The sequence below is a fragment of the Actinopolymorpha alba DSM 45243 genome, assembly GCF_000373925.1.
GTDB lineage: Bacteria > Actinomycetota > Actinomycetes > Propionibacteriales > Actinopolymorphaceae > Actinopolymorpha > Actinopolymorpha alba.
The window spans coordinates 38,760-59,090 of record NZ_KB892823.1 but is presented as its reverse complement, the minus strand read 5'-3'; the positions used below and the strand labels follow the sequence as shown (position 1 = coordinate 59,090).

16 protein-coding genes and 1 pseudogene are annotated in these 20,331 nt (G+C 68.4%); 7 read left to right on the top strand and 10 right to left on the bottom strand.

Features of this window, described 5'->3' with window-relative positions; all coding sequences use genetic code 11:
- The first annotated feature begins 42 nt into the window (after nt 1-42).
- The 4 genes from sigE (at nt 43) to B141_RS0137110 (ending at nt 3,968) form a co-directional block, all read left to right on the top strand.
- Entirely contained in the window at nt 43-729 is a 687-nt protein-coding gene (gene sigE, locus B141_RS0137125; protein WP_051114299.1) for an RNA polymerase sigma factor SigE, read from the top strand.
- Nucleotides 723-1,325 (top strand): anti-sigma factor family protein, encoded by a 603-nt coding sequence (locus B141_RS44905; protein ID WP_051114298.1) that lies wholly within the window; start codon nt 723-725, stop codon nt 1,323-1,325. Before sigE ends, B141_RS44905 begins: the two co-directional genes overlap by 7 nt.
- Before the next feature lie 18 nt (nt 1,326-1,343).
- Entirely contained in the window at nt 1,344-2,477 is a 1,134-nt protein-coding gene (locus B141_RS44900) for a sigma-E factor regulatory protein RseB domain-containing protein (protein ID WP_157181582.1), read from the top strand.
- 342 nt (nt 2,478-2,819) lie between these two features.
- Nucleotides 2,820-3,968, top strand: a complete 1,149-nt coding sequence (locus B141_RS0137110; RefSeq protein ID WP_020580232.1) for a S1C family serine protease — start codon at nt 2,820-2,822, stop codon at nt 3,966-3,968.
- Between the two features lie 48 nt (nt 3,969-4,016).
- Here B141_RS0137110 and B141_RS0137105 read toward each other — a convergent pair whose 3' ends face one another.
- Nucleotides 4,017-4,466: an SgcJ/EcaC family oxidoreductase gene (locus B141_RS0137105; RefSeq protein WP_040423333.1), complete on the bottom strand. Its 450-nt coding sequence runs from the start codon at nt 4,464-4,466 to the stop codon at nt 4,017-4,019.
- 253 nt (nt 4,467-4,719) lie between these two features.
- Between B141_RS0137105 and B141_RS46655 the strand changes: the two genes are divergently transcribed.
- Entirely contained in the window at nt 4,720-5,286 is a 567-nt protein-coding gene (locus B141_RS46655) for a sec-independent translocase (protein ID WP_020580230.1), read from the top strand.
- A gap of 14 nt (nt 5,287-5,300) precedes the next feature.
- Here B141_RS46655 and B141_RS0137095 read toward each other — a convergent pair whose 3' ends face one another.
- From B141_RS0137095 to tkt, 4 genes are read right to left on the bottom strand one after another with little or no spacing between them, the layout of a single operon-like run.
- Nucleotides 5,301-6,674 (bottom strand): hypothetical protein, encoded by a 1,374-nt coding sequence (locus B141_RS0137095; RefSeq protein WP_020580229.1) that lies wholly within the window; start codon nt 6,672-6,674, stop codon nt 5,301-5,303.
- Entirely contained in the window at nt 6,655-7,725 is a 1,071-nt protein-coding gene (gene gnd, locus B141_RS0137090) for a phosphogluconate dehydrogenase (NAD(+)-dependent, decarboxylating) (protein WP_020580228.1), read from the bottom strand. The genes B141_RS0137095 and gnd overlap by 20 nt, the downstream gene beginning before the upstream one ends.
- 40 nt (nt 7,726-7,765) lie before the next feature.
- Nucleotides 7,766-8,902 carry a transaldolase gene (gene tal, locus B141_RS0137085; RefSeq protein WP_020580227.1) on the bottom strand — a complete coding sequence of 379 codons (1,137 nt, stop codon included), beginning with the start codon at nt 8,900-8,902 and terminating at the stop codon, nt 7,766-7,768.
- A 2-nt stretch (nt 8,903-8,904) separates the two neighbouring features.
- The gene (gene tkt, locus B141_RS0137080) at nt 8,905-11,052 is read right to left on the bottom strand and encodes a transketolase (protein WP_237742908.1); all 2,148 of its coding nucleotides are present in this window, start codon (nt 11,050-11,052) and stop codon (nt 8,905-8,907) included.
- 148 nt (nt 11,053-11,200) lie between these two features.
- Between tkt and B141_RS0137075 the strand changes: the two genes are divergently transcribed.
- Nucleotides 11,201-11,953 (top strand): HAD family hydrolase, encoded by a 753-nt coding sequence (locus B141_RS0137075; protein WP_026257929.1) that lies wholly within the window; start codon nt 11,201-11,203, stop codon nt 11,951-11,953.
- Entirely contained in the window at nt 11,950-14,325 is a 2,376-nt protein-coding gene (locus B141_RS0137070) for a glycoside hydrolase family 65 protein (RefSeq protein WP_020580224.1), read from the top strand. The genes B141_RS0137075 and B141_RS0137070 overlap by 4 nt, the downstream gene beginning before the upstream one ends.
- Before the next feature lie 308 nt (nt 14,326-14,633).
- Here the strand turns inward: B141_RS0137070 and B141_RS0137065 are convergent, their stop codons facing one another.
- The 5 genes and pseudogenes from B141_RS0137065 to B141_RS0137045 all read right to left on the bottom strand — a co-directional run bounded on the left by B141_RS0137065 (nt 14,634) and on the right by B141_RS0137045 (nt 20,262).
- Nucleotides 14,634-15,980 carry a dihydrolipoyl dehydrogenase family protein gene (locus B141_RS0137065; RefSeq protein ID WP_020580223.1) on the bottom strand — a complete coding sequence of 449 codons (1,347 nt, stop codon included), beginning with the start codon at nt 15,978-15,980 and terminating at the stop codon, nt 14,634-14,636.
- Nucleotides 15,981-16,284: 304 nt separating this feature from the next.
- A complete protein-coding gene (locus B141_RS0137060; protein ID WP_020580222.1) occupies nt 16,285-17,442 on the bottom strand; it encodes an Mrp/NBP35 family ATP-binding protein in 1,158 nt (385 codons plus the stop codon).
- Nucleotides 17,443-17,738: 296 nt separating this feature from the next.
- Nucleotides 17,739-18,203, bottom strand: a pseudogene (locus B141_RS0137055) (DUF1003 domain-containing protein); the annotation flags it as partial.
- 46 nt (nt 18,204-18,249) lie between these two features.
- The gene (locus B141_RS0137050; protein WP_026257927.1) at nt 18,250-19,506 is read right to left on the bottom strand and encodes a magnesium transporter MgtE N-terminal domain-containing protein; all 1,257 of its coding nucleotides are present in this window, start codon (nt 19,504-19,506) and stop codon (nt 18,250-18,252) included.
- 156 nt (nt 19,507-19,662) lie between these two features.
- Entirely contained in the window at nt 19,663-20,262 is a 600-nt protein-coding gene (locus B141_RS0137045; protein WP_020580219.1) for a hypothetical protein, read from the bottom strand.
- Between the last annotated feature and the right edge of the window lie 69 nt (nt 20,263-20,331).

Genomic DNA, 20,331 nt, shown 5'->3' with positions numbered 1-20,331 from the left:
GTGGTGGTAGACCAGTGGTTGCCACAAGCGACACTGGTGGCGATGCGGGGAGGTGGTCCGGTGGCTGAGGACTTTGTAGGCACTGTGCCGGCAGAGGCCTGGGCGCCCCCGTCCTGGGACGAGATCGTCCGTACGCACTCTTCCCGGGTCTACCGTCTTGCCTACCGCCTGACGGGCAACCGGCACGACGCCGAAGACCTGACCCAGGAAGTCTTCGTCCGTGTCTTCCGTTCGTTGTCGACCTACACGCCGGGCACGTTCCAGGGCTGGCTGCACCGCATCACGACCAACCTCTTCCTCGACCTCGCTCGGCGTCGCCAACGCATCAGGTTCGACGCGCTGCCCGAGGACGCACCCGAGCGGCTGCCCGGATCTGAGCCGAGCCCGGCCGAGGCCTATGACGACCGGCATCTCGACGCCGACATCCAGGCGGCGCTGGAGGCGCTGCCGCCGGAGTTCCGTGCGGCCGTGGTGCTGTGCGACATCGAGGGGCTTTCGTACGAAGAGATCGCCGCGACACTCGGCGTCAAGTTGGGCACTGTCCGTAGCCGGATTCACCGTGGCCGGTCCCAACTCCGCGAGGCGCTCGCCCACCGCATGCCCGCCAGGCCACACGAGTCGGGCCAGGCTGGGGTGCTGCCGGCGAAGGTCGCCGACGACGACCAGCGCGATTCCGAGTCGCACCCGGCTGCCCAACCGGCCGGGGGTGGGGGAGGGAAGGCGTGGTGAGTCACGACCACGCCCGACTGTCCGCACTTGTCGACGGAGAACTCGACCACGAGGCCCGGGATCGACTCCTCGCTCATCTCGCGCACTGTGACGAGTGTCGCGCGGCTGTCGATACCGAGCGCCGTGTCAAGGCGTTGTTGTCAGGCATGCCGGAGCCGCGCCCCTCAACCAGCCTGCACGCCAACCTGCTCCGTGTCGCCGAGTCTGGCGGGGCTCCGGCGCAACTCTCCGTGACGCGTGGCCGAAACGCCCCGGTCCGTGGAGTCCCTGCGCCCCTGGCGAGCGGGCCGCCCGGCCAGCCGGGTTCGAGACGCCCTCGCCGGGCAACTTCCCTGGTGGCGCCCGGCCGGCAGCGGCGCCTGCACCGCCGGGTAGGCGTGGGCGTGGCCGGCGTCGCGGCCATCGCGGGGGTGGCGTTCGGGGCGGCGTTCATGGCCGGAGGTGACGCGCCCACCACCGAGGTGACCGTCGTTCCGCCCGTACGCCAGTACTCCATCGAGCACGCCGAGACCGTGTCCAACCTTCCCCTTTCGGACCCGGGCGCGGTCAGCGCGTCCTTCGAGCGAAGCCTTCTCGAGCTACCGGCCGGGCGGTGAGACGCGGTGAGATCCGCCGTGTCCTCAACACCGGTGCGGCTCGTCGCGTTTGTCGTACTGGCCGGGCTGCTCCTCACCAGCGGTCTCGCCGACGGTGCCCTCGCCAACAAGACCGGTGACCTCGCTGGCGGCCGGCTCCCTGACCGGGCGCCCGACGATCCTGACCAGCGCGCCGGGGGCCCGGACGAGCCGCGCGCCCTGGCGGCGCTGCGCCGAGCGGCCGCCGCCGCACAGGACATGTCCTACTCCGGGACGCAGTTCGTCGCGGTATGGAGCGAGGCGGGCAGCACCTCCGAGCTCGTCGACGTCACCAACATCCCCGGCCACGGCACCGTCGTGCGCGCCCGAGGCGCGGCCGCGGACGCGTCCGAAGCCTTCGTCACCCAGGGCTCCTGGACGGTCCAGGCGACGGGTCAGAGCGACACTGACCGTGCCGGAGCCGGCGGTCTGGACGTGCTCGCGCAGTCCTATGCCGTCCGCCTCGCCGGCCGCGCGACCTCGGCCGGCCGGTCCGCGGTGGTCGTGGAGGCAGCGCGGCGGGATGGCTCCGTGGCCGCGAGATTCTGGATCGACGAGAAGCACGCGCTACTGCTCCGGCGCGAGCTGTACGCCCCCGGCGGGGTGCTCCAGCGGGCCAGCGCGTTCGTGGACGTCAGCTTCGAGCCCGGACGCTTCGTGTCGCATCTGCCGCCGATGCTGGCGACCGACCACGGAGACCTGGTCCCGCCGGCCGAGTACGCCGCGTTACGGGCCGAGGGCTGGACCTGCTGTGACCAGGTACTCCCGAGCGGCTTCAGGTTGTACGACGTCCGCCGGAGCACTCCCGCGTCGACCCTCCACCTGTCGTACTCCGACGGGCTCAGCACCGCCTCGGTCTTCCAGCAGCGCGGCAGCTTGGACGCCTCGTCGCTCGACGGGTTCAGCCGGCGCGCTGGCGGCGGCGAGGTGTACGTCCGGTACGGCTTGTCCTCGTACGCGGTCTGGGCGGACAACGGCATGATTTACACCGTTGTCTGCGATACGCCCCAAGGTCTGGATGCGGTGCTCGCGGCTTTTCCGCACAAAGATCCCGGGCGAGCTGGGACCGGTCTTGCACAACGGCTGGACCGCGGGATGTCTCGGATGGTGTCCTGGTTGAATCCCTTCGACTGACGGGTTGCGCAATGGGGCGGCGCCACTTCGGGTGTGACGAGGGAAAGGCTGGGCCGTATGACCGAGCGACGCGAGGGGCCGGAGGCCCGACGGGACGGCACACCAGCTCCGCCGGACGGCGCGGCGTCTCCCTCCGCGCGGCGCATGGTGCCAGGCGCCCCTCATGTACCCAATTCCCAGGTTCACGAACAACCTCCCCTCGGCGTGCGGCATCCACACCACCTTCCTCCGCAACGGATGGTTGGGCGGGGCTTCGGCTACCCGGCTGAGCGCCCCGATTTCGAACCACCGCCGACGTGGGCCCATCCCGCTCCCGGTGCCGGACAGCCGGGACCTCCGAACGTGCCCTTCGGGGTCACGCCGGGTAGCGGTGACCGCGACTCCTCCCGGCGGTTCCCGCGCCGGGGCGTCCTGGTCGCGCTGGGGATCACGCTGGCGCTCGTGGCGGGCGCCCTGGGTGCCAGCGCCGGAGTCCTCGCGACGTTGCGGTTCGGACCCGCACTGATCTCGACCACGCCGGCGCCCATCGATGACGACCTGGGCTCGACCGCGTCAGCGTTCCCCAAACCTCAGGACGTCTCCACGGTGGCGCGGGCCCTCCTCCCGAGCGTGGTCCAGATCAAGGTGACGGCGTCCCAGGGCAACACGGGCGGGTCGGGATTCGTGATCCGCAAGGACGGCTACATCCTCACCAACAACCACGTCGTCGCCCCCGCGGCCAGCGGTGGCTCGATCAAGGTGGGATTCCAGAACGGCCAGGAGGCTCCGGCCACCATCGTGGGACGCAGTCCGACGTACGACCTCGCCGTGATCCGGGTCAGGGGCGTCCTGAACCTCAAGCCGGTGGCGCTCGGCAACTCCGATCAGGTCAAGGTCGGCGAGCCGGTGGTGGCGCTCGGGTCTCCGCTGGGCCTTGCGGGCACCGTCACCACCGGCATCGTGAGTGCCCGCAACCGCCCCGTCACCGCGGGCGGTGGAGAGACCGAGATGTCGTTCATCAACGCCCTTCAGACCGATGCGGCCATCAACCCGGGCAACTCCGGTGGGCCCCTGGTCAACCTGCGCGCGGAGGTGGTCGGCGTCAACTCCGCGATCGCGACGATCGGTACGCAGGGGCCGTTCAGTGAGGACGAGCAGCAGGGGAGCATCGGCCTCGGCTTCTCCATCCCGATGAACCAAGCCAGACGGACCGCTGACCAGCTCATCAGCACGGGCCGCGCCGTCTATCCGGTGATCGGCGCGGTCGTGGATGTCCGCTACAAGGGTCCGGGCGCTCGGCTCGGCGAGATCCAGCCGGGCAGCGCCGCGTCGGGAGCTGGCCTGCGGATGGGCGACCTGGTGACCGTCATCAACGGCCACAAGGTCACTGGCGCCGACGACCTCATCGTGCAGATTCGCAGTCACCTCCCCGGGCAACGGGTCGAGCTTCTGTACCAGCGCGACGGCGAGCAACGTAAGGTCATCGTCACGCTCGGCAAGGAGACCGGCTGATCGACTGAGGAGTTCGCGGCCCGTTGGTTCTGCCGGTGAGTTCTGGCCTCACTCGCTGGTTCCGAAGATCGGACGATCCGGCGACACCTCCTCGTCGTCGAGCACGCCGGTGTTCTGGCAGGCAGTCAGAAGCCACTGCCCGTCCTCCTTGGCCATGACCCACAGCGGAGTGCCCACGTCCGGCCCGTCGGGTGTTTGGTACACCTGGCGCACCTTGACGGCGGCGACGTCGGGGCGAATGAACAGCACATGCTCCAGCTCGAAGGTGACCGTCAGGCCCCGCATCCCACCAGGAAGCACCTGACGGGTGAATGCCGCGATCGCATCGCGGCCGAAGAGGCGCTTGCCACCACCCGTCGTCCAGATGGCGTCGGCCCGAAACAGGCTGAGGAACTCGTCGGGAAGCTCGTTGTTCTGGGCGTGCTCGACGGTAGCGATCACCTGCTTGATCGTGTCGATCTCGGCCGCGCCGGTCGGTGTGTCGAGGTCTGCACTCATGGAGATCACCCTGGGACCTCAACCAAGCTTGAGGTCAAGCCGTTCCGGACCGGCACATCCCTTCGTGCCCCAACGGTGGCGGACGCGAAGCACGTCTTCTTGCACGCAAGCACACGATGAACGCGGAGCGTGACCAGTCGGGCTGGAACCCCACCATCTCGATTCGGCTGAAGCGACAACGCGACATGACCGGCGGAGGACCTGCGAAGGCCGGCCCTCCGCAGAGTGGCGCAAGGGGGGTTACTCTGGGCCCGTGTTCGACATCGGTGTCCCGGAGTTTCTCGTGCTGGCGATTGCCGCACTGTTCATCTTCGGGCCTGACCGGTTACCTGACATCGCGCGGCAGGCCGCCCGCGGACTGCGTCAGGTGCGGTCCATGGCCACCAACGCGCGGCGAGAGCTGACGCGCGAGCTGGGACCGGAGTTCGAGGACCTCGACATCCGCGACCTCAACCCCCGGTCCTTCATCCGCAAGCACGTGCTCGACGGCATCGATGAGGACGACCTGCGCATCGATCGCGACCTCGACCTGCGTGATGACCTCCGCGTCGACCTCGACGGCGACAAGGACTCCACGAAGGCGGTCAACGGCTCAGCCAACGGATCAGCGAACGGGTCCGCCAACGGCACGAGTCAGGTCAACGGTAAGGACGCGACCGCGGACGGCGATGCCGGCGATGCCGGCGAGACCGATCGCGCGCCCGACAAGGTCACATCACCTGAGGACGCCGAGGCGAAGTCCGGCGACGACGACTCGGACGCCGATTCCGCGACGGAGCGCCGCTCTGACCGGCCGCGCTTCGACCTCGAGGCGACCTGACACCGGCCGCTTGCCTATCCGATCGGGTTGTGCCAGGTCTCGCCGCCGGGCAGGAGGCTGTCCGCTTCCGAAGAGCCCCAGCTGCCCGGTTGGTACGCCGAGATCGGAACGACATCGCCGAGGATCGGGTCGATGATCCTCCAGGCGGCTTCCACAGACTCCTCACGGGCGAAGTAGATCTCATCACCCTCGAGGGCGGCACCGATCAGCCGGTCGTAAGGGCGCGGGTCCAGTCCTGGTTGCTGAGCGAAGTTGAGCTCCTCGGTCTGGGATTGGGCGGCAATGCCGGGTTTCTTGCCGGCCAGAGTGAGGGCCACCGCCGTTTCCGGGCGTACACGGAACCGTAGTTCGTTCACTCCGCGGAAGTTCTCGATGCCGCAGACGTTCCGGTCTGGTGGGCGGAATCTGATGGTGACCTCGGTCGCGGTCACCGGCAGGCACTTGCCGGCCCGAACGTAGATGGGTACGCCGGACCATCGCGGCGCGTCGGAGGTCAGTCGAACGCCGACGAACGTCTCCACCGTCGAGTCCGGCGCCACACCATCGACCTGGCGGTAGCCCGCATACTGGCCACGGACCACATCACCCGGTCCTAGTGGCCGTAGCTGCTGCATCGCGCGGGTCCGCTGGTGACGCCAGGTCCGCACGCCGTGGCTCGGCTCGTCGGCGATGACGCTGACCAGCAGTTGGAGCAGGTGGTTCTGTAACACGTCGCGGATCGCGCCGGTCTGATCGTAGAACCGTCCCCGGTCGGATACGCCGAAGTCCTCCGCCATCGTGATCTCGATGCTCTCGACGTACCGGTGGTTGAGTAATGGCTCGAGGATGGCGTTGGCGAAGCGTACGTACAGAATGTTCTCGAGCGATTCGAGCGCGAGCCAGTGGTCGACGCGGAAGATCGCGTCCTCGGGAAACACCTTGTGCATGGTGGCGCTGAGTTCCTGCGCGCTTGCGAGGTCGGTGCCAAACGGCTTCTCCACCATGATCCGCGCATCGCGCTCGCGCCCGACCGCCGCGATCCCGTGAGTGATGCGTTCGAACAGCTGGGCTGGCACCTCCAGGTAGAAAAGGGTGCGCCTGCGGGCGCCGAGCCGGTCCGAGATCGCCTGGTAGGTGCTGTCGTCGTTGAGGTCGCCGCTCACGTAGTCGAGCAGGCTCAGCATCCGCTCGGCCGGTCGGCTCCGCGGATCGATGCCGTTGCGGGTCAGCGACGCCGTGGCGTACTCGCGGAGCTGCTCTGCCTGCCACTCGCGGTGCCCGACCCCGATGATGGGAACGTCCAGGGCGCCCCGCTCGACCAGGCTGACCAGGGCCGGGTAGGTCTCCAGCTTGGCCAGATCTCCGGTCGCGCCGAAGATGACCATCGCGTCAACGCGTTCCTGTCCCATGAACTTCCCCGCCCTTCTGTTGCCCTGCGCCCTTCTCGGCATGGCCGCCGAACTCGCTCCGCATCGCGGACATCACCGCGTCGGCGAAGTGGCCGAGTCCGCGCGACTCGAAGCGTTCGTTGAGGGCAGCCGTGATGGCCGCGGCCGGCACGCTCTCCTCGATCGCGGCGATCACCGTCCACCGGCCTTCGCCGGAGTCGGAAACCTTGCCGCGGAAGCCTTCGAGCTGGGGTGAGCGGGCGAGCGCGTCGGAGACCAGGTCGACGAGCCACGAACCGATGACCGAGCCGCGCCGCCAGACCTCGGCAACCTCGGCGACGTCGATGTCGTACTGATAGGCCTCGGGGTCGCGCAGTGGCGCGGTTTCCGCGTCGACGGGGCGATCCTTCTTACCGATGTTGGCGTGCTGGAGGATGGACAGCCCTTCGGCGATCGACGCCATCATGCCGTACTCCACCCCGTTGTGGACCATCTTGACGAAGTGGCCGGCACCATTGGGGCCGCAGTGCAGGTAGCCCTCGGGGGCGGTTCCGTTCCGGGTGCGTCCGGGGGTGCGAACCGCGCTGCCCGCCCCGGGGGCGATGGTGGCGAAGACCGGATCCAGGCGTTGGACGGCCTGGGAGCTGCCACCGATCATCAGGCAGTAGCCACGCTCGAGGCCCCAGACACCGCCGGAGGTCCCGCAGTCGACGTAGTGGATCTGCTGCTCAGCAAGCTGTTTCGCCCGGGTGATGTCGTCGCGGTAGTAAGAGTTGCCGCCGTCGACCACGATGTCGCCGGGTTCGAGCAGCCCGACCAACTGGTCGAGCATGGACTGCACGACCCCGGCCGGCACCATCAGCCAGATCGCCCGCGGCTTGTCCAGCGCGGCCACGAACTCCTGGAGGGTGGCCGTCCCGACCGCGCCTTCGCTGGCGAGCTCCTGGACGGCGCGCTCGCTGCGGTCATACACGACGCACCGGTGGCCGTCCCGCAGCAGCCGCCGGACCAGGTTGCCGCCCATCCGGCCGAGCCCGATCATGCCGAGTTGCATGGGTGTGTCGGTGGCCATCGTCGTCCTCCCGAAATTCTGGTCCGCTCGGTCCTTTCGGTCAGCAGGAAAGCGCGGCGCGTTGCGCAGAGATCCGCGCCAGGAGGTCGTTCCACGATGCGACGAACCCCTGCGCGCCCTCTCGCTGAAGCCTTTCGGCGAGCGCGACAACATCGACGCCCGCATCGGCGAAGTGACTGAGCATCACGTCGCACGCCCCGCCATCGGCCGGCATCGGCTCGCCCACCTTGCCGTGGTCGTGGAACGCCTCGAGCGTGGTGTCCGGCATCGTGTCGATCGTGAACGGAGCGGCCAACCCATGCACGTAGAGCGTGTCCGACGCCGCCGGGTCCTTGGTACGGGTACTCGCCCACAACAGCCGTTGCGGCCGGGCGCCGTAGTTGTCCAGCCGCTGCATGGCGTCGGAGTCGAGGAACCGCCGGTACGCCCGATAGGTGTCCAGCCCGACCGCCAGGCCGAGCTGGTCTTTCAGGGATGGGGGCGGGGACAGGCGGGCGGAGCCCGCCTGGGGTTGGAGAGGACTCTGAGCGGACACCTGGTCGGCGACCGCCACGTCCCAGCGGGACATGAACACCGACGCCACCGAGCCGACCGCGGGATCGCGGCCCTGCTCGACCCGGCGCTCCACACCGTCGACGTAGGCGCTGGCGGCGGCGCGGTAGTGGTCGGCGGAGAAGAGCAAGGTGACGTTGACAGGGATGCCGGCCGCGACGCACTCGGTGACGGCCCGAAGGCCTTCCTTCGTGCCGGGGATCTTGATGAGCAGGTTGGGCCGGCCGGCCCTGGCGTGCAAGGTCTTCGCGGCCTGGATCGTCGCATCGGTGTCGTACGCGAGTAGTGGCGAGACCTCCAGCGACACCCAGCCGTCCACGCGATCGGTGCGTTCGTGGATGGGCAGGAAGAGATCCGCGGCCCGCCGCAGATCCTCGATCGCCAGCTCGAAGAAGAGATCCTCATGCGTGCGGGTCGGAGTTGCCGCGGCGCGGATCGCGTCGTCGTAGTAGCCGGACTCGATCGCCTTGTCGAAGATCGACGGATTGGACGTGAGTCCGGTGATGGAGTACTCGTTGATGTAGTGCTGGATCTGTCCGGTGTCGAGCATCTGGCGGGTGATGTTGTCCAGCCACAGGCTCTGGCCGCGCTCGTGGAGTTGTCGAGTGGCGGCTGTGGTCATCATGGTCAGCCCCTTCGATCCGCTTGGGCCATTTCCACCACGGCGCGGGCGGTTTCGGTCACCCGGTCGGGGGTGAAGCCGAACTTTCCGAGCAGCTGCTTCAGCGGTGCGGAGGCGCCGAAGGTGTGCATGCCGATGACGGCGCCACCGGGACCGACGTAGCGGTCCCAGCCGAGGTCCGACGCCTGCTCGATCGCGACGCGGGCGGTGACGTCCGGTGGAAGGACGGCATCGCGATACTCGGCCGGCTGCCGGTCGAAGAGCTCCCAGCACGGCATGCTCACCACCCGCGCGGCGATGCCGTCACGGGCGAGCTCCTCCCGTGCCGAGAGGGCGAGTGCCACCTCCGATCCGGTGGCGAGCAACAGTACGTCCGGTTGACCGCCATCCGGTGGATCTGCGAGGACGTACGCACCGCGCGCGAGGCCCTCGGCACTGTGAAACTGCGTACGGTCGAACGTCGGAACGGCCTGCCGAGTCAGCACGAGCGCCGCCGGCTCCCGGCGCAGGGAACCGATCACCCGCCAGGCCTCGACCACCTCGTTGGCGTCGGCCGGCCGGAATACCAGGAGTCCAGGCATCGCGCGCAGCGACGCGAGCTGCTCAACCGGCTGATGGGTCGGACCGTCCTCGCCGACACCGATCGAGTCGTGGGTGAAGATGTGGATGACGGGCACCTCCATCAACGCCGACATCCGGATCGCGGCACGCGCGTAGTCGGAAAAGATCAGGAATCCCGACCAGAACGGCCGGATCTTCGACACCGCCAGGCCGTTCGCGATCGCGGCCGTCGCGTGTTCGCGAACCCCGAAGTGGACGTTGCGCGCGCCACGGTTCTCGGGCGCGAACGCCGCCCCACCGTCGACCTGCAGCCAGGTCTTCGTCGACGGGGTGAGATCAGCCGACCCGCCGACGAGCCACGGCAGGTTCCGGGCGACGGCGTTCAGCACTTCACCGGACGAGGTGCGGGTCGCGACGCCTTTCGGATCAGGAGAGAACACCGGAAGGTCGGCGTCCCAACCCGGCGGCACCTCGCGGCGCTGCATTCGCTCGATCTCGTCGGCCAGCTCGGGGAAGGAGTTCGCGTACTCCTTGAACTTCGCCTCCCAGGCGGCCCGGGCTGTCGCGCCTCGAGCGCCGATGCCGCTCTCGAACCAGTCGTACAGGCCGTCAGGGATGCAGAATTCGACGTCTTCTGGTAGGCCGAGCGTTCGCTTGGTCGCGCGAACTGCCTCCGCGCCCAGGGGTGCGCCATGTGCCTTCGGTGAATCCTCCAACGGCGAGCCGTAGCCGATATGGCTGTGTACGAGAATCAGCGTCGGCCTGCTGTGCTCGGCCCTGAACGATTGCAAGGCACGCGCGACCATCTCGAGATCGTTCGCGTCCGCGACCGTCGTGACGTTCCAGCCGTACGCGAGAAATCGTTCGGCGACATCCTCGGTGAAGGTGATGTCGGTATGGCCCTCGATCGTCACCCGGTTGGAGTCGTAGATCCAACACAGGTTGGACAACCTCTGGTAACCCGCGAGCGATGCGGCTTCAGAGGAGATGCCCTCCATCATGCAGCCGTCGCCGGCGATTGCGTATACGTCGAAGTCGAACAACGAGAACTGCTTGTTGCCCGGGGGACGACCCCCTGACCCCTGAGAAGGGCCGTCTTGGTTGTAGCGGGCGGCGAGCCACTGGCTGGCCATCGCCATCCCGACTGACATGGCAACACCCTGGCCAAGTGGTCCCGTGGTGGCCTCCACGCCGCTGGTCAGCCGATATTCGGGATGGCCGGGGCAATGCGAATCAAGCGAGCGGAACGTCTTGAGATCATTCAGCGTGACGGCGGGAGTGCCGAGTATTTCGTAGTCGGGGTCGACGGCCCGCACTCCGGCCAGGTGCAGAAGTGACCAGAGCAGCGTCGAGGCATGCCCCTCGGAAAGAACGAAACGATCGCGATTCGGCCAGATCGGGTCCCGCGGATCAAATCGCAGGAACCTCTGCCAGAGCGTATAAGCGACAGGTGCGATTCCCATCGGCGTTCCAGGATGTCCGGACTCTGCCCTCTGCACCGCGTCCATACACAGCCCGCGGATGGTGCTGACCGACAGTGCGTCGAAGTCCGTCATCGTTGCCTGGCCCAGTGCCTTGGGTCTCGCTTCCACTTGTCGCCTTATCGCCTGCACAAAACAGCCTGTTACAAAGGGACCGACGAAGGCATGGGTCGCACGTCCCTGATCGGGGAGGGCCTACCTGCCCGGGTCCGGTGTACAACCGTCCGGCGCAACCGCCCAGGCGAGTAGCGTCGAAGTTGTGCTCGGATTAACGAAGGGTATTACCGCCTGCCTGTTCGATCTCGACGGGGTTCTGACAAATACCGCCAAGCTGCATATGGCGGCCTGGAAGGCGACCTTCGATGCTTTTCTCCAAGAGCGTGAAGGGCCGGGATTCGCGCCATTTACTGAGCAGGACTACCTCGACCATGTGGACGGGCGCCCGCGGGCCGACGGGGTTCGGGATTTTCTCGCCTCGCGGCAGATCACGTTGCCGGAAGGAGCCGCCGACGATCCTCCGACGGCGATGACGGTCAATGGCGTCGGCAACCGGAAGAACGCGGCATTGCGTTCCCTCATCGCCGAGCGTGGCGTGCAGCCTTATCCGGGCTCTGTGCGCTATCTGCGGGCGGCCCAGGAGGCCGGGCTGCGGATCGCGGTGGTCACCTCGTCCAACAACGGCGCCGCCGTGCTGGAGGCGACGCATCTCGACCAGTTCGTCCAGGCCAGGATCGACGGGCAGGTGATCACGAAGCGGCACCTGCGCGGCAAACCGGCGCCGGATTCGTACCTGGCCGGTGCCCAGGCACTCGGTGTCGAACCGTCCGCGGCGGCGGTCTTCGAGGACGCGGTCGCGGGAGTGGAGGCGGGCCACGCGGGCGGCTTCGGCCTGGTGGTCGGCGTCGACCGTACCGACCAGGAGCTCCGGGAAGGACCGCACGCCGACGCCCTGCGGGCCCACGGCGCCGACGTCGTGGTGTCCGATCTCGCGGAACTGGTGGCCCAGCCATGACAGCCCACGTGCCTGACCCCGGTGCACCCGGGTACGACGTGATGCCGTGGGGGCTGCGCTGGCATGGCTTGGACACCGACGCGCTCAAGCGCCACGAGTCGACGTTCGCGCTCGCCAACGGCCACATCGGTCTACGCGGTTCCTTGGACGAAGGTGAACCGGTCGGCCTGCCCGGCACGTATCTCAACGGCTTCTTCGAACGCCGGCCACTGCCGTACGCCGAGACCGGATACGGCGACCCGGAGGACGGTCAGACGATCGTCAACGTGACCGACGGCAAGATCATCCGGCTGCTGGTGGAGGACGAGCCGCTCGATATGCGCTATGGCTCCACACTGGCGCATGAACGCACAATCGACTTCCGCGCGGGCACACTACGGCGCCGCACGGACTGGGAGTCGCCGACCGGCAGTCGCGTGCGGATCGAGTCCGAACGGCTGGTGTCGTTCACCCAGCGCGCGATCGCCGCGATCCACTACCAGGTCGAAGCACTGGACGAGCCGTTGCAGCTCGTCGTCCAGTCCGAACTGCTGGCCAACGAACCGACCGAGACGTCCGCGGACCCCCGCGCAGCGGCCGCGCTCGAAGCCCCTCTGGTGCCGGACGCGGCGTCCTCGGTTCACTATCGCGCGGTTCTGGGACATCACACGCGTCGTTCCGGGCTCCGGATGGCCGCCGCGATGGACCACCACGTGCACGCACCGGACAAACTGCGGACCAGAATCGAAGCCGCCGGGGACAGCGCACGGCTCACCATCACCGCCATGGTCCCGGCGGGCCGACGCCTGCGGATCACGAAGTACCTGGCGTACGGCTGGTCGAGCCACCGTTCCACGCCAGCGTTACAGGCGCAGGTTCACGCCGCTCTGGACGGAGCGCTGCAGATCGGCTGGCAGGGGCTCCAGCACGACCAGCGCCACTACCTAGACGACTTCTGGGAAGCCGCCGACATCGAGGTGGCCGGCGACCCAGAACTCCAGCAGGCGTTGCGGTTCGCGCTTTTCCACGTCCTGCAGGCGGGCGCACGCGGGGAGTCCCGGGCGATTCCGGCCAAAGGGCTGACCGGCCCCGGATACGACGGGCACGCCTTCTGGGACACCGAGAGCTTCGTCCTGCCCGTCCTCACGTACACCACGCCGCAGGCCGCGCGCGACGTCCTGCGGTGGCGGCATTCGACGCTGCCGAAGGCACGCGTACGGGCGCGCGAACTCGGCCAGGCCGGCGCTGCTTTTCCGTGGCGGACGATTGACGGTGACGAGTGCTCTGGCTACTGGCCGGCCGGGACCGCGGCGTTCCACATCAACGCCGACGTCGCGGACGCCACCGCCCGCTACCTCGACGCGACCGGCGACACCGCGTTCGAGGTGGACTTCGGAGCAGAACTCCTGGTCGAGACCGCTCGGCTCTGGGCGTCGCTGGGACACCACGACCGGCAAACCGGCTTCCGGATCGACGGCGTCACCGGTCCCGATGAGTACACCGCGGTCAAGAACAACAACGTCTACACCAACCTGATGGCGCGCCGGAATCTGCGGGAGGCGGTCGCGGTGTGCGAGCGGCATCCGGAGGTGGCGAGCAGGCTCGGCGTTGAGGAGTCGGAGATTCGCCGGTGGCGCAAGGCCGCCGACAAGATGGCCATACCGTACGACGAGGCGCTGGGGGTTCATCCGCAGTGCGACGACTTCACCTGTTACGCGGACTGGGACTTCGAAGCTACGCCGGCGGACAGCTATCCCCTGCTGCTGCACTTCCCGTACGTCGATCTCTACCGCAAGCAGGTGGTCAAGCAGGCGGACCTGGTGCTCGCGATGCACCTCGCCGGTGATGCGTTCACGCCGGAGCAGAAGGCTCGCAACTTCGCGTACTACGAGGCGCGGACGGTCCGCGACTCCTCACTCTCGGCCGCGACGCAGGCGGTGCTCGCCGCCGAAGTCGGACACCTTGAACTCGCCTACGACTACCTCGGTGAAGCGGCCTTCGCCGACCTCCACGACGTCCAGCACAACGTCGCGAGCGGCGTCCACATCGCCTCACTCGCCGGCGCCTGGGCGGCCACCGTCGCCGGCCTCGGTGGGATGCGCGACCACCACGGACAACTCAGCTTCGCGCCGCGGCTCCCTCCGCAACTGGCCGGTCTGGCGTTTCGGATGCGCTTCGCGGGAAGGCAGATCAGGGTCAAGATCAGCGCGGACCACGCGACCTACCAGCTGTTCCGCGGCAAGCCGCTGGAGTTCGCCCATCACGGCCAGCCGGTCACCATCGGTCCGGGCGAAGAGATCAGCCTGCCGACTCCGCCGCTACCACGTCGCGAGCCGCCCTCCCAGCCGCCGGGTCGAGCACCCGCCCGCCGGCGCCCCGCCACCACGAGGTAACGCATGGGTGATCGCTGAGGTCGGGACGCCCGGCTCTTGCTGGGCACGGCAGCGGAGCCATTCCCTATGGGGAGACGGCTTCTGTAGTTGCCGGAGCGAAGTTGATCAACGGTCCCGAATTCGGACACCCACGGCAGGGAGTGCCCGTTTTGCGGACCGTTGATCAACTTCGCCGAAGCGCAGCCCCATCTATAAGGCAAATTTCGGCAAGAGTGTGAAGACTTCGGGGGGTTATTGCACCCCAAAGTCTTCACACTCCGAGATGGCCACCTGGGGCTTGGTCGGGTCCGAGGAGCGTCCTGATCGCCTCACAGTCCGAGAGCGGCGGCGGCCTCGTAGTAGGCCTCGTTGTAGGTGGGGAACTGCGCGATCCCGTCCAGCAGCACGTCGATGGGCAGCTGGGCGCGGACGGCGAGGGCGCCGGTGTGGATCCACTCCCCGGCCAGCGGCGAGACGGCCCAGGCGCCGACCAGGATCCTCCGCGACCGGTCGGCGATGAGCCCGAGCGTGCCGCTCGGTTCGGTTTCGTACGTCTCGGGCCGGCGAATCGACCTGGGCAGGTCGATCTGTGCGGTGGCGACGTCGATTCCCTGCCGGCGGGCGGCGTCGGTCGTGAGGCCGACCGCGGCGATCTCGGGTTCGGCGAACACGACGCGGGGTATTCCGGTGTAGTTCGCGACGTGTGGTGTGCCGAGAATGTTGTCCGCGACGACCCGGCCTTGGTACAACGCCATATGGGTGAACAGCGCGACGCCGGTGATGTCGCCGACCGCCCACAGCCCGTCCGCGACCCGACAGTGCTGGTCGATGGGAACCTCGCCGCGGGCTCCAGTACGTACCCCGACAGACTCCAGACCAAGGTCAGTCCTCAGGGCGCGGCCGGAAGCGAGTACGACCACATCGACGCGCACGCTGGTCCCATCGTCGAGCTCGACCACCGTGTCCTGGCCCTCGCGTCGGACCGCGCGCGCCTGACATCGGACACGGACGTCGATGCCGTCCTTGACCAGGCGGGCGGCGACGAGCTCACTGAGTTCGGGGACCTCGCGGCCGAGCAGCCGCGGCCCTCGCTGAACGATCGTGACCCGGCTGCCCATCCGGGACAGGAACGTGCCGAGTTCGACGCCAACCGCGCTGCCGCCGATGAGCAGCGCGCGTTCAGGTATCTCGGTCAGGCTGGTGGCTTCCCGGTTGGTCCACACGGGTACCTGATCCAGTCCCTCGACGGACGGCCAGGCCTGCCTCGACCCGGTGGCGAGAATGATGTTGTCGGCAGTGAGCCGCTCGCCGTTCACCGTGACCTGTCCGGGCCCGGCGAGCCGGCCCTCGCCCTTGATGACGGTCGCTCCGTCCGAGCGGTAGGCATCGACGCGGCTGCTGTCGTCGTGGTAGCCGACAATGATGTCGCGGTAGTTCCGGATCTTTGCCCAGTCAACTGCGGGAGTGCTGATCCCCGCCGCGTGCGAGGCCTCCGCCCGGGCCTCGACCGGCCGAAGCAGAGCCTTGGACGGCATACACGCCCAATAGGGGCATTCACCGCCGATGAGTTCCTTCTCCACCACGGCGACAGATTTCCCCGCCGCCATCAGCCTCTGGGCGACAGTCTCCCCGCCCGGCCCCATCCCGATCACGATCACATCGAAGCGCTTGCTCATGCGCGTCCTCGCTTCGCTGCGGGCGCGCATGAGGCACTTTTGGCGCTGTGTTGGATGGTTCGCTCGCTGCGCTTGCTCATGCGCGTCCTCGCTTCGCTGCGGGCGCGCATGAGGCACTTTTGGCGCTGTGTTGGATGGTTCGCTCGCTGCGCTTGCTCATGCGCGTCCTCGCTTCGCTGCGGGCGCGCATGAGGCATTTATGGCGCTGTGTTGGATGGTTCGCTCGCTACGCTCGCTCATGCCTTGGGCGTTCCCGCTCAGGCACCAGCCATACCGGGCGTCGCCGGATCGCGGTGAGCGCGCCCTACGAGCGCCCGTTGGTGGGGGTGATGCCGAGTGAGCGTCCCACCAGGCTTGGCCGGCGATCGGCGAGTTCCTTCGCCAGTGCGTGAAGAATCTCCGACGCGGGTGCGCCCGGGTCGTCGAGCACCACCGGCAGGCCGGCGTCGCCGCCGGTACGCAGCCGCGGGTCGAGCGGGATCTCGCCGAGGAGGGGTACGTCGTACCCCAGTCGCTCGCTCAGCGTCGCGGCCACCCGGGTGCCTCCACCGGTGCCGAACACATCGATCCGGTGCGTCGACCCACAGTGCGGGCACGGCAGCCACGACATGTTCTCGACCACGCCGGTGACCTTCTGGTGCAGCATCGACGCGATCGTGCCCGCGCGTTCGGCGACCTCGGCGGCCGCCTCCTGGGGCGTCGTCACCACGATCACGTCGGCGTTCGTGAGTTGCTGGCCGACCGAGATCGCCATGTCGCCGGTGCCCGGCGGCAGGTCGAGGAGCAGGACGTCGAGGTCGCCCCAGTAGACGTCGGAGAGCATCTGCCCGAGCGCTCGGTCGAGCATCGGGCCCCGCCAGGCGACCACGTGCTGGCGGCCCGGCTTCAGCATGCCGATGCTCATGACCTTCACGTCGTACGCCGGCACCGGCATGATCATGTCTTCGACCCGGGTCGGGCGCACGTCGGCGATCCCGAGCATCGCGGGCACCGAGTGGCCGTAGACGTCGGCGTCCAGGAGGCCGACCTTCAGGCCCTGGTTCGCCATCGCCACCGCGAGGTTGACCGTCACCGAGGACTTGCCGACACCGCCTTTACCGGAGGCGACGGCGTACACGCGGGTGAGGGAGTCGGGCTTGGTGAAGGGGTTCTCCTTCGCCGGCCCGCCGCCGCGCAGCCGTCCCTGGAGCTCCTGCCGTTGCTCAGCAGACATGACGTCGAGGGTGACGTCGACCGCGGTGACGCCGGGGAGCTCGGTCAGGGCCTTGGTGACGTCGCGCGTGAGGGTCTCCCGCATCGGGCATCCGGCGACCGTGAGGAGCACGGTGACCAGCGCGGTGCCGTCAGGGCGTACCTCGGCCGAGCGGACCATGCCGAGCTCGGTGATCGGCCGGCGGATCTCGGGGTCGAGGACGCCGCCCAGGGCGGCCTGGATCTGCTCCTGCGAGGGAAGCTTCTGCATACCTACGATGCTACGGCCCACCTGGTCCGCGTCTCGCGACGTGGGCGGCGAATGGAAATGATCACGTATACGTGGTCATTGCCTGCCTTGCATGGCATCGACACCATGCGAGGCAGGTAATGACCACGTATACGTGATCATTCCGAGCGCCACAGCTAGTCGGGTGCAGGTTTGGTGGGCTCGGCGGTGTCGACCGGCTTGGTGGGTTTGACGGATCCAGGCGGGTCGTGTTCGTCGGCTGGGACAGGCCCGGGCCTTCCCTGCCGGCTGGGCTCGGCTGGTTGGTTCTGGCGTCCGTCCAACTCCGCGAGCAGCGACCGCAGCTCCGAACGCAGGTAGTCGCGGGTGGCGACGTCGCCCATCGCCAGCCGCAGGGAGGCGACCTCGCGGGCCAGGAACTCCATGTCGGCCCGCGTCCGGACGCTCATGTCCCGGTCCTGGTCGTACTGCACGCGATCCCGGGCCTCCTGGCGGTTCTGGGCCAACAGGATCAGCGGCGCGGCGTAGGACGCCTGTGTCGAGAAGAACAGGTTGAGCAGGATGAACGGGTACGGATCCCACTTGAGGCCGAAGATGCCGATCAGGTTGATCGCGACCCAGATGATCACGAACACCGTCATGTACCCGATGAAGCGCGCCGTCCCCATGAACCGCGCGAATCCCTCCGCGAACCGCCCGAACAGCTCCGGGTCGTACCGCAGCCGCGGGCCACGAGCGGGCGAGCGCGGGATGTCCAGTCGTTGGCGTTCGGCTCTGGGGATGGGCGGCCGTTCGTGCGGCCGGCGCTCGGATCCGTCTCGCTGTGTGTCACGAGCCACGAGTCACCTCCGAGAACCGCTCACGCCAGTCGTCTGGCAGCAGATGGTCGAGTACGTCGTCCACGGACACCGCGCCGAGGAGCCGCCCGGCTTCGTCGACGATCGGCGCCGCGACGAGGTTGTACGTCGCGAGGTAGCTGGTCACCTCCTCGAGGGACGCCTCTGGCCACAGGGGTTCGAGCTCGGTGTCGATGACGCCGGAGACCAGGTCTGACGGGGCTTCGCGCAGGAGCCGCTGGATGTGCCCGACTCCGAGCAGCCGGCCGGTCGGCGTCTCAAGGGGAGGGCGGCAGACGTACACCATGGCGGCGAGTGCCGGCGTGAGCTCGGGGTTGCGGACCCGCGCGAGGGCGTCGGCGACCGTGGCGTCCGGCGGCAGGATGACGGGTTCGGTGGTCATGAGCCCGCCAGCGGTGTGTTCCTCGTACGTCAGCAACCGGCGTACGTCGTCGGCCTCCTTGGGCTCCATCAGCGTGAGGAGATACTCCGCGGTGTCCTGGGGTAGCTCGGCCACGAGGTCAGCCGCGTCGTCGGGCGACATCTCCTCGATGATGTCGGCGGCACGCTCGACGTCGAGTTCGCCGAGGATCTGGACCTGGTCCTCCTCGGGCAGCTCCTCGAGGACGTCGGCCAGCCGCTCGTCCGCGAGGGCGGCGGCCACCTCCGAGCGCCGCTTCGGTGGCAGGTCATGCAGGACACTCGCCAGGTCAGCCGACTTCATGCTCTCCAGGGTGGCGAGCAGGTGCGTCGCGCCCTGGTCCTGCTCGACCAGGCTGAGGCCTGTCACGGCATCCCAGTCGAGTACGGACGTCTGCCCGCGCCGACTGAACCGCTTGCCCCGCTTGAGAACGGCGACCTTGGTGAGGAGCCAGTCGCGGGCCCGGGTCTGATCCATCCCGAGATCGATGACTGTGACCTCTTCGCCGGTCTCGCGCACCGTGACGGTGCGGTCGAGGAGTTCGGCCAGCGTGAGTGTCTCGGTCGGGCGTTGCTGGAACCTTCGCATGTTGACCAGGCCGGTGGTGATCACCTGACCCGCGTCCATGCTGATGACCCGGGTCATGGGCAGAAAGATCCGGCGCCGGCCGGGAACCTCCACGACCAGTCCGAGGACGCGGGCTGGCTGGCTACGTGGCCGGAGCATCACCACGACGTCGCGAACCTTGCCGACCTGGTCGCCACGCGGGTCGTAGACGACCGTCGACGCCAGTCGCGCGACGAACACTCTGGTGGGGGTCCCGCTCACCTGCCTGCGCCCCTTTCGTCGCCACGGTCAGGCTAACTCCGAGTCACACCCGTGGACTGCGGGGCCCGGTGCCGGGCCCCGGTCGGAGTCTTCTCGGCGGGGGAGGCGACAAACCTGCGCGGCGTACGCGGGGCTCGGCGGTCAGAGCAGGCAGGGTCAGGACAGGCGGGGCCTGGTCCGAGGCCGTTTGTGGACGACCCAGGGGAGCCGTCCGGAGGTGAGCGCCGGGGTGTCTGGCGGCGCCGCGGCGCCAGGCTCGGTGGGCATCTGTCCGGGCCCTTCGAGAACCTCGCCGGTGGGGATGAGCCGAACGATCGTGGCGGTGGCGGCCCAGCGCTCCGGTAGTCGCTCGGCGTCGGTGGCGTTGAGGCGTTCGCCCCGCAACGCCTTCAGGGCGTCCTGCCATTCCGGGGTCTCAGGTGTCAGGGCCCGGACCTCCGCTCGCCAGGTGACGATCCGTGCCCGGGTCTCCTTGGACCGGCAGGTCACGGTGGCCGTGCGCGCTGCGGCGAGCCCGGGTAGCCGCTGCTCGGTGGCCCCCTGTGTGCGTCCGCCGTGAGCATTACCGGCGGGTGCGTCGTCGCTGGCGTTCTCCGAGCGTTCGGTGACGACGTATGCCGCACCGTCGTGCCACACGTGCCAGGCCGGCCGCGGACGGTCGAGACCGTCGTAGTCCAGCCAGAGGACGGCGGACTTCCGGGTCGCCTCCTCGACGAGAGCGGCGAGGACCTCGGGAGCGGGAACCGGCTCGGTCATGCCTCGAGGTTCCCACAGCGGGCCGCGCGGTCGCGCGCTGAGCGGCGTACTGTGGCGAGGATCGTGAGC

Coding starts and splice junctions, on each gene's coding strand:
- sigE (WP_051114299.1), top strand. CDS start 43: ATGCGGGGAGGTGGTCCGGTGGCTGAGGACTTTGTAGGCACTGTGCCG.
- B141_RS0137105 (WP_040423333.1), bottom strand. CDS start 4,466: ATGAGTGCAGACCTCGACACACCGACCGGCGCGGCCGAGATCGACACG.
- B141_RS0137095 (WP_020580229.1), bottom strand. CDS start 6,674: ATGGGACAGGAACGCGTTGACGCGATGGTCATCTTCGGCGCGACCGGA.
- gnd (WP_020580228.1), bottom strand. CDS start 7,725: ATGGCCACCGACACACCCATGCAACTCGGCATGATCGGGCTCGGCCGG.
- tal (WP_020580227.1), bottom strand. CDS start 8,902: ATGATGACCACAGCCGCCACTCGACAACTCCACGAGCGCGGCCAGAGC.
- B141_RS0137070 (WP_020580224.1), top strand. CDS start 11,950: ATGACAGCCCACGTGCCTGACCCCGGTGCACCCGGGTACGACGTGATG.
- B141_RS0137065 (WP_020580223.1), bottom strand. CDS start 15,980: ATGAGCAAGCGCTTCGATGTGATCGTGATCGGGATGGGGCCGGGCGGG.
- B141_RS0137060 (WP_020580222.1), bottom strand. CDS start 17,442: ATGCAGAAGCTTCCCTCGCAGGAGCAGATCCAGGCCGCCCTGGGCGGC.
- B141_RS0137045 (WP_020580219.1), bottom strand. CDS start 20,262: ATGACCGAGCCGGTTCCCGCTCCCGAGGTCCTCGCCGCTCTCGTCGAG.